Below are 8,838 nucleotides of genomic sequence, written 5' to 3' on the forward strand. Positions count from 1 at the left end.
CCGCGCCAGGCCCTGGGTATGGGGAAGACCCACACCATCAACCCGCGTCCTACGCCGCCGATACGTGTACTCCGTTTGAGGAACCCAGCACTAGTCCTCATGACCAGCTGCATGTCCTCACCGCTTTGCCGGACGGTCCAATTGAGGCCCTCGCCCCAGGTCTTGCCGATGGGTTCGGCGCGCAGCAGCAGGGCAAGCCCGCCGACGGCGTCGGGGCCGCCGCGGAAGACGACGGTCGCGGTCAGATCCTTCCAGTCGTGGTCCTGCGCCACTCGGCCGCCGATCCACCGCGCGCCCGACCAGTCCTTCTCGCCCTTCAGCAGGCCGGTCTCCCACGTCGCCGGCTCGCTCCAAGGGCCGGGTGCGCCCTTCTCGTCCCAGGTCCGCACCCGCCAGGAGTACACCCGCTCCGAGTGCAGCGGCCCGCCCGCGTAAGCCACCTCGGTGCTGTTCGAGCCCGCCATCTTGCCGCTGTGCCAGATGTCGGCCTTGCCCGGTCTGGTGCCGACCTGGATCTCGTACGCCGTCTGTCTGGCCACCGGAGGCACCCAGCTGAACGCCGGTGCGGTCTCCGTACCCAGGGGCGCGACCCGCGAGTCGACCTGCAGGTCCGCCGGTGCGGAACCGCGCCCGCCCGCTGCCGTCGCGCCCGCCGCCATCGCGTTCGGCGCGGCGGCGAGCGGGAGCGCGGACCCTGCCGCCGCGGCCGCAGCCGTCATGATGCCGAGCATGTGTCGGCGGCTCAACGCACTTCTGTTCTCCTCGGCCACGGCTCAGATTCCCTTCGTAAGCGCACCGCGCTGGAACAGGGGTGTCCCTCCCCCGCAAGGTATTGAAACGTTTCAATACCTTCCATGCGGAAAGCTTATGGACAGACGCGGCCGAAACACAATGGTCTGAAGCGACGACTCATCACGACCCCATGGGTGGGCACACCCGGCCAAGGCCTCCCGCCAGGCGCGGAAGCCGGTCAGAGCGTGGGCCTCGTCGAACCACAGGGTGGAGTGGGCCGCCCCCGGGAGGGGCCGTGTTCCGCTCGGGGCCGCGCGGGTTCCGGGCGAGCCCGGACCTCGTCGTGCCGCAGGACGCCGGTCAGTCGGCCTTGGACGCCCACGCCGTCTCCACCGCGTCCGCGAGGGCCTCCCCCTTGGCGAAGCCGTAGTACGCGGCGAACTGCAGCACGATCTCGTCCATCTCCTCTTTGGTGAGATCTCCGGAGTGGAGCGCGGCCCGGACGTGCGTCTGCAGTGGGACGGGCGAGTCGTCGAGGGCGACGCTGGCGACCGTGATGATCCGGCGCTCGCGCCGGATCAGCCCGGGGCGCTGCCAGACGTGCCCGAACACGAAGTTGAGAATGCCGGCGTGCCGGTACGGCGAGTTCATGGGCGGTGCGGGCGTGAGGTTGACGTCGATGAACTCCTTCACACCGCGTTCGAGCCGTTCGTCCCAGGTGGCGGGGCCGAGGGTGTCGTTGCTCAACTGCGGCCAGGGCGGGGTCTGTTCACCGCGTTCGCGGTGGATGCGGTCCCACTGCCGGGCGATGGCCCCCTCCACGTGGGACGCCTTGGGCCACCCGCAGTACACCGCGAAGTGCAGGACGAACTCCAGCATGGCCTCAAGGCCGATGTCGCCGCTCACAAGCGCCGCGTGGACGTGGTCCTCGATGGGCTGCGGGGAGTCGGCGGCGGCCACGCACGTGAGCGTGACCCAGCGGCGGTCGCGTCGGCTCAGGCCGGGGCGTGACCAGACCTCGCCGTAGAGGAAGTCGCGTGCGGCGCGGCCGAACGGGGTGGCAATCGAGGGTGGTTCATGGGCGGGCAGGACCTCTGCCAGGGTGTGGACCGCCTGGGTGTCGTCCATGAGGCCTCCTGGGGCGGGGGTTGGGGCGCCTGCTTACGCGCGGATGAAGACGTTCTTGGTCTGGAGGAACTCGTAGAGGCCCTCCTTGCCTCCTTCACGCCCGTAGCCGCTCTGCTTGTAGCCGCCGAAGGGGGCGCCGGGCGGCTGGCCCGAAGCGCCGTTGACGAGCACGGTGCCCGACTGGAGGTGCGGGACGATGCGCTGGACGCGGGACACGTCGTGGGTGTGTACGACGGTGCCGAGGCCGTAGGGGGTGGAGTTGGCCAGTTCGACCGCCTCGTCCTCGGTCTCGAAGGGGATCAGGGACAGCACGGGGCCGAAGACCTCGTGCTGGCCGACCTCGCTGTGCGGGTCGACGTCGGCGAGGACCGTCGGGTCGATGAAGTAGCCGTCGCGGTTGTCCGGGGGCAGCGTGGACGGGTCGGTGGAGTGGCCGCCGGCGACGACACGGCAGTCCTTGGCGGCGCGTTCGATCACGCCGAGGATGCGTTCGTGGGCCGCCTTGCCGATGACCGGGCCGAGGGCGGTCGTCTGGTCGAAGGGGTCTCCGACTCGCAGGGTGGCGGCTGCCGCAGCGGTGGCGGTGACCACCTGGTCGTACACCTCGCGGTGGACCAGCATCCGGGTGGTGAGGTTGCAGCCCTGGCCGGAGAGGCTGTAGCAGGAGCGGACGGTCTCGGCCACGGCCTCGTCGAGGCCTGCGTCGGGGAAGACGATGTCGGCTGTTTTGCCGCCGAGTTCGAGCAGGATCGGCTTGAGGGTGTGCCGTGCCGCGTCGAGGATCTTCTTCGCGGTCGGGATGCCGCCGGTGAAGGAGATCTTCGCGACGTCGGGGTGGCGTACCAGCCGCTCGCCGGCCGACGGTCCGCCGGGCAGGACGTGCAGCACGCCCGGGGGCAGCCCGGCCTCCAGGGCGATCTCGGCGAACCGGGCCACGGTGAAGGGGGCCAGGTCGGGTGACTTGACGACGACGCAGTTGCCGGCGGCGAGCGCGGGGGCGATCTTCATGCCGACCGACATGATCGGACCGTTCCAGGTCAGGATGATCCCGATGACGCCGTACGGCTCGGGGACGGTGTAGTCGAGGCCCGGCACCATGCGCGGGCTGGGCGGGATGGTGGCGCCCTCGATCTTGTCGGCCCATCCGGCGTAGTAGCCGAACCAGCCCGCGGACAGGTGGGCCAGCGCCGCCGACGTACGGAAGGGGACGCCGAGTTCGAGGGTGTTGAGGCGGCCGAGGTCGGGGACGCGCTCCAGCATCAGCTCCTCCACTCGTTGGAGGATGCGCCGACGCCGGTCCGGGGACATCGCGCGCCACTCAAGGAAGGCGCATTCGGCGAAGCCGGCGTCACCTCCGGTGAGCCCGTGCCCGCGGCGCTCAACGCCGAACTGGATGAACAGGAGGCCGAAAAGCAGCGATGAGACAGCGAGTTCCGAAAGTGCGGACTGAATCCTACCTCTGATCAACCAGCGCACGCTTTTGGCGATGGTCAACCGGTACGTGCTGTGTTACGTTGCTGTCACTGTTACGTTGCTGTCATTCGGCATTGTCGCCGTAGAAGAGCGGTACGTCATGAACGGTCACGCGCCAGTCAAAGCCATCGCATTGCAGCGCACACCGGCGGCTGTTATTCGGGCCGCCGTTGACGTTGCGCAAGACGCGTTGGGATCTGACGTCGCCTTCGGGGCGATCGGTTCCCGCACCACGGAATTCCCGATCGCTTCGGCGAAGGGTATTCACGACCCGCGATGGAGCAGCATCGTCGTTCGCCCGCACACCGGGCTCGGGGGCGAAGTCCTGGCGCGGGGACACCCTATGATCGTCGCGGACTACGCGTCGGACGCACACATCAGTCGCGACTTCGTCGAGATCGTGGCGCGGGGCGAGGGGCTGCGGGCGGTCGCCTGTGTCCCTGTGCTGGGTCCTGCGGGTGTCGAGGCACTGCTGTATGCCGGTGCGCACCTCGAAGGAGTCCTCGGCGACCGTGCGGTCGCGGTCCTCGAACAGCTCGGCGCGTACGCGTCGGTGGGGTTCGAGCAGATTCGGGCGCGCGAGCTGGAACTCGAACTCGCCCGGTTGCGCGAGCGGGAGCGTCTCGCCGGCCGGCTCCACGATTCGGTGGCACAACGGCTCTTCACGATCGGCGCGGTCGCCCAGGCATCTCGCGCCCAGGGCGATCCGAGCAGCCTCATCGACGCGATCGAGGAGATCGAGGCGACGGCGGCCGAGGCACGCCGAGAGCTGCGCGAGACACTCCTCACACTCCACCGTGATCCTGAGAACCTCGCAATCGATGTCCAACTGGACGGTGAGCTCCGCCTGTTGGAGACCATCACCGGTTGCGCCGTGCGCGTTGTGCGGCACGGTACCTTCACACGCGTGCCGGACCACATCGCCCGGCTGGTGATCGACACGGCGGTCGAAGGAACGCGCAACGCCGTGAAGCACAGTCACGCGGGTCTCATCGAAGTCGAGATCGTGTGTGCCGAGGGAAGACTCTCGCTCACGGTCGAGGCACTGGCCGTCGACGGGCCGCTGGAGTCGCCCGGTAATCCGCCGGCGACCGGGACCGGGACCGGTATCCGCACACTGCGCACGCGAGCGGAGCGACTGGGAGGTTCACTGCGGCTCACGGCGGTCCCGACCGGCCCGGCCGTACTGCGACTCGACATTCCGTACAACGATTCGGCGGTTCGATGAAAGTCCTCGTAGTCGACGACCACCCGGTGGCACGCCGCGGACTGCGCGCAGTGATCACCTCCAACCTCGGGGAATGCGAGATCTTCGAAGCCGACGACGCGACGACGGCTCTCGCCCACGCTCACGACCAGTGTCCGGAGATGATCCTTCTGGACGCGCGGATGCCCGAGTCCATGCCGCCGGAGGAGCTGTGTCGTGAACTGCGCGAGTCGCTTCCGAACGTCGTCATCGTCATGTTCACCGCCTTCGACGACGCCGAGGTCCTACGTGCGTGCGTCGTCGCGGGCGCGAACGGGTGCCTGTTGAAGGACACTTCGGAAGTCAATATCGGCGCTGCCCTTCGGGCGCTTCTGGCGGGTCAGTTCGTGCTCGACCCGCGGATCGCCAGGCAGCTTGCCCCGGAGTTCGCCAGGCGCCAGGCCAGAGGAACGGTACGGCTCACGGATCGGGAACAGTCGGTGCTCGGGCTCCTGGCGCACGGCTGCTCGAACCGGAGGGTCGCGCAAGAGCTCTGCCTCTCCGAGACGACCGTGAAGGGATACGTGACCGACCTCCTCCAGAAGCTGGACGCTTCCTCCCGGCTGGAGGCAGTGGTCCGCGCGTACGAACTCGGGCTTGTAGCCCCCAGTACGGAAAGGGTCTGAGCACTCCGCAGGCCGACCGGAAGCCCCTGTGGCGTTTCCAACACCGGCTGGATGAGCAGGCCTGTCGCGAGGCAGATTCTTCCCGTAGCTGTCACACGGACCAGGGAGTCGCCCAGGATGGACACGCATGAGGGGGCGGCGATCGCCCATGACATGGAGCGCGGCAAACGCGCCGTGGAAGGCTTGTTCGAGATCATCTACGGGCCGGCCGAAGGACTCACCCGCCTCGACGAATTCGTCGCCGAGGACTACGTCCAGCACAACCCGAACCTCGCCCAGGGACGTGAGGGGCTGAGGGAGTTCTTCACTCACATCCTGTCCCTCCCGCCCGCGGAACGACTCGACCCCGCGAAGACGGTGACGGTCAATCTGGTCGCCGAGCGCGACCTCGTCCTGCGACACGAGATCCGCACCGACGGAGTGCTCTTCGATCTCTTCCGGGTGAGAGACGGCCTGCTGCAGGAGCACTGGGACGCGTTCCGCCCGAATCCGGACACACCATCGATCTATGGGCTCTAGTCCCCCATAGCGCTCCATAGCACCCCATGCGTCAGCCGTCAGGCGATTTCCGCCTGACGGCTGACGCGATCCTCGAAAAACTACGTCGAAGCAATCCTCAAAACATTACGGAGACGCTTTCCTTCGAGATCTCCTGGGCGACGTCCCAATGTTCCACGAGCTTTCCGTTCTCAACGCGCCATATATCGACGATCGCCAGATCGGGGCTTCCGTCCGCGAATTCCATGTGCAAGTGAAGGGCAACCATCTCCCCATCACTGATGATCCGCTTGACCGTGGCCCGGCCGCCGTTCGCCGCCTCGCCCTCCAGATATGCGATGGCACCTTCCCGGCCTTTCCCGGCTTTGGGATTGTGCTGAATATAGTCTTCGACGGCATACCGCTCGAAAGCCTGGCGCGCGCCATGAGCCTGAAGGGCCGAGAGGAAACCTTCAAGCACCTCACGGCTCGTCGGGACGGTCATTCGTCGGCCTCCTGGTGAGACACCCGGTCAACATTGCACATTTCCATGAGTGGGCAACGATCCCGAAGCCCGGCGACAAGCTCGACAGCCGAAGACTGCGCCCCAGCCGGACATGCCGCAACGGCCATGTTCATTCAACGAACGTCTTCGACGGCGCAAGGCTGAGCAGGGTGGGCGCGGGCACACGCCGTGCATGTCACCGGTCGCGGTACCGCGCGGGCCAGATGCCGTGCCGGCCCGGGGACAGGATGCCCTTCGGGTCGACGGCGTCCTTGATCGTCTCCGCGAAGCGCCGGTAGGCGTGATCGCCGAAGGCGAGCTGGTCCTGCGCGAGGTCCGAGAAGTCGAGGTGCGACCGGTACTCGGCGTAGCCCTGCTGCCCGAGCTGAACGAGCAGCTCCTTCGCGGTCTCGATCGTCCCCCGTAGGTGGCCGGAGTCGTGCCGGTTGAAGAACATCGCCGACACGACGATCGCGGAGCGCTCGTTGGTCACGAACACCTGCGCCGAGAAGTTGACGCCCGTGCGCTCGACGACCTTGTCCTTGATCTGCTGGACGACCTTCGCGACCTCCTCACCGCGCAGCGGCACGACGGGCGAGAACCCGATATGCCCCACGAAGTCGGGAAGGCTGTCGAGGATGTCGCTGCTGGGCACGCCGCCGGAGATGCGGTCGATGAGCCCGGCGTCCTTGATCTCGTGCCAGTTCTCCGCCGTGTACGTCGCGAGTCGACGCACCTCGCCGCCCTCGATCGCGCTCCACGCCTCGCGGAGCCGACGCTCGTGCACGTCGATCACGTCGGGGTCGCCCCACAGGGCCGTGCGCACGCCCCAGCGGCCGAGCCCGGTCTCGTCGGCGATCGCGTCGAGCTGCTCCTCCCGCATCGCCGGGGTGCCCGGCGGCGGGATCTTGCCCTTGAACTCGGGGAAGTGCGCCTCGCCCACCGTCAGCAGGTCGAGGATGTAGGGGATGCCGTGCAGGATTCCGTCCAGCCGCAGTTCGCGTATGACGTCGACCATCTGCGCGAGCTGGTGGTAGCGCGGGACGGAGAGGTACAACGGCGCGTACGCCTTCGGCCGGCGCTGCAGCCACACCCCCGCCTTCGTGACGATGCCGAAGTTCGACTGCGCGAACAACGGGTCGACCACGGGCCCGAGCCCCCGCTTGTAGAGGTGCCAGGCGGGGTTGCCCTCCTGCGCGCCAAAGCCGGTGCGCAGGAGCGACCCGTCCGCGAGCACGACCTCCAACCCGTTCAACGTGTTGAAGTCGGAGCCGTTCGGCAGGAACGTCTGACCGTTGTCGAGCGAGTTGCCGATGACGGAGCCCCAGCCGATGTCGGGTACGGACACGAGGAGCTCGTCGCCCTGCTCATGCAGCACGTCGTAGAGGTCGTACCACCGCGCACCGGGCTCGACGACCGCGTAGGCGAGTTCGGTGTCGACCTCAAGGACGCGGTCCATCTTGCGGAAGCTGATGAGCACGGAGCCCTTCACCCGCGCCGAGGGACCGCCATAGCCGTTGTTGCGGCCCTGCGAGGACGCCCACACCGGGACCTCGTGGCGGTTCGCGACGCGGACGATGTCCTGCACCTGCTCGGTCGAGGTCGGGAACAGGACAAGACTGGAGTCGTACGTCCGGTCCTCCGCGGGCCAGTACGGGTCGCGGTACTCGTCACGTTCCTCGTCGGTGATGAGCGCGTTGTCACGGCCGACGACCGCGACGAACTCGTCTCGCACGGCGTCGGGAAGCTCGAAGGGGATCGGATCGCTCATGTCCGTGACTCCCTCACCCGCGGTCGGCCACCGGATACATCGTGCATGGCTGCCTCTCTCCTTTCGATGTCGTCGGTCGTGGACCGACCTGCTGTGAACGCGTCAAGCTCGTGCTTGGCCTGGTGGGCGAGCTGCTTCTCGTCGAGGATGACGATCTCGCATCCGTCACGGCGGGCCCATCCCTGCCGGACGAAGCCCGCGAGCGACTGATTGACGCTCTCCCGGGAGGCGCGCACGTGCAGTGCGAGCTCTTCCTGGCTGAGCCCGAGATCCACTCGAATGCCGTCCGGTGTACGGCGGCCGAACCGCTGGGCCTCGCGCAGGATCGCGCGCGCGAGCCGGGTTCCCACGTCCAGACCGAAGACGTCGTGCAGCGCGTCGTTCTGGCGCTGCGCCCGCCGGACGAGGAGGTGGATGAAGCGCATCGCCGCCCCTGTATGGGCGGCGAGCCATTCGAGCATCGACTCGGTCGAGAGCTCCGCGATCCTCGCCGGGCCGAGCGTGACGGCCGTCGTCGGCTGCGGTCGCCGGCCGAAGAGGTCGAGGCTGCCCAGCAGTTCACCCGGGCCCGCGATGACGAGGATGTTCTCACGACCGTACTCGCCACGCCGTGAGATCTTCACGCGGCCGGAGAGGACGAGATGGACGCGGGTCGGGTCACCCGCCTGGAAGACCGTGTCGCGTGGGGGAAACGTGACGCAACGCGCCCTGGTGAGGAAGTCACGTACGACATGCTCAGGGAGTTCGTCGAGCAAAGAGGCGCGCCGGACGTCTCCGGTCACACCCGTGGGCACCGTCTCCATCGCGTATCGGCTCCGCGCGTTGTGGGTGGATGTCGCCGACATGACTTGTCGCCGTCTCCCGGTGGACGGCGCTCCGT

General features: G+C 67.8%; 9 protein-coding genes and 1 pseudogene. 4 read left to right on the plus strand and 6 right to left on the minus strand.

Features of this window, described 5'->3' with window-relative positions; genetic code table 11:
* From ACFWPS_RS53335 to ACFWPS_RS53345, 3 genes and pseudogenes are all read right to left on the minus strand, one after another.
* Positions 1 to 719, minus strand: a pseudogene (locus tag ACFWPS_RS53335) (hypothetical protein); the annotation flags it as partial.
* Between the two features lie 373 nt (positions 720 to 1,092).
* Positions 1,093 to 1,860 carry a carboxymuconolactone decarboxylase family protein gene (locus ACFWPS_RS53340; protein ID WP_383721703.1) on the minus strand — a complete coding sequence of 256 codons (768 nt, stop codon included), beginning with the start codon at positions 1,858 to 1,860 and terminating at the stop codon, positions 1,093 to 1,095.
* A gap of 33 nt (positions 1,861 to 1,893) precedes the next feature.
* The gene (locus ACFWPS_RS53345) at positions 1,894 to 3,168 is read right to left on the minus strand and encodes an aldehyde dehydrogenase family protein (RefSeq protein WP_383721705.1); all 1,275 of its coding nucleotides are present in this window, start codon (positions 3,166 to 3,168) and stop codon (positions 1,894 to 1,896) included.
* Here ACFWPS_RS53345 and ACFWPS_RS53350 point away from each other — a divergent pair.
* The 4 genes from ACFWPS_RS53350 to ACFWPS_RS53365 all read left to right on the plus strand — a co-directional run bounded on the left by ACFWPS_RS53350 (position 3,136) and on the right by ACFWPS_RS53365 (position 5,724).
* The gene (locus ACFWPS_RS53350; RefSeq protein WP_383721717.1) at positions 3,136 to 3,282 is read left to right on the plus strand and encodes a hypothetical protein; all 147 of its coding nucleotides are present in this window, start codon (positions 3,136 to 3,138) and stop codon (positions 3,280 to 3,282) included. The genes ACFWPS_RS53345 and ACFWPS_RS53350 overlap by 33 nt on opposite strands.
* 64 nt (positions 3,283 to 3,346) lie before the next feature.
* Entirely contained in the window at positions 3,347 to 4,561 is a 1,215-nt protein-coding gene (locus ACFWPS_RS53355) for a GAF domain-containing sensor histidine kinase (RefSeq protein WP_383721707.1), read from the plus strand.
* Positions 4,558 to 5,205 carry a response regulator gene (locus tag ACFWPS_RS53360; protein ID WP_383721709.1) on the plus strand — a complete coding sequence of 216 codons (648 nt, stop codon included), beginning with the start codon at positions 4,558 to 4,560 and terminating at the stop codon, positions 5,203 to 5,205. The genes ACFWPS_RS53355 and ACFWPS_RS53360 overlap by 4 nt, the downstream gene beginning before the upstream one ends.
* Positions 5,206 to 5,322: 117 nt before the next feature.
* Positions 5,323 to 5,724, plus strand: a complete 402-nt coding sequence (locus tag ACFWPS_RS53365) for a nuclear transport factor 2 family protein (RefSeq protein WP_383721711.1) — start codon at positions 5,323 to 5,325, stop codon at positions 5,722 to 5,724.
* 97 nt (positions 5,725 to 5,821) lie between these two features.
* On the opposite strand, the gene ACFWPS_RS53370 is transcribed toward ACFWPS_RS53365, so the two are convergent.
* The 3 genes from ACFWPS_RS53370 to ACFWPS_RS53380 all read right to left on the minus strand — a co-directional run bounded on the left by ACFWPS_RS53370 (position 5,822) and on the right by ACFWPS_RS53380 (position 8,740).
* A complete protein-coding gene (locus ACFWPS_RS53370) occupies positions 5,822 to 6,187 on the minus strand; it encodes a nuclear transport factor 2 family protein (protein ID WP_383721713.1) in 366 nt (121 codons plus the stop codon).
* 196 nt (positions 6,188 to 6,383) lie between these two features.
* On the minus strand, positions 6,384 to 7,958 hold the full coding sequence (locus ACFWPS_RS53375; protein ID WP_351716152.1) for an FAD-binding oxidoreductase: 1,575 nt from the start codon (positions 7,956 to 7,958) through the stop codon (positions 6,384 to 6,386).
* Positions 7,955 to 8,740: a Crp/Fnr family transcriptional regulator gene (locus tag ACFWPS_RS53380; protein ID WP_383721715.1), complete on the minus strand. Its 786-nt coding sequence runs from the start codon at positions 8,738 to 8,740 to the stop codon at positions 7,955 to 7,957. Before ACFWPS_RS53380 ends, ACFWPS_RS53375 begins: the two co-directional genes overlap by 4 nt.
* Positions 8,741 to 8,838 lie beyond the last annotated feature (98 nt).

It is taken from the genome of Streptomyces sp. NPDC058457 (assembly GCF_042720695.1).
Classification (GTDB): domain Bacteria; phylum Actinomycetota; class Actinomycetes; order Streptomycetales; family Streptomycetaceae; genus Streptomyces.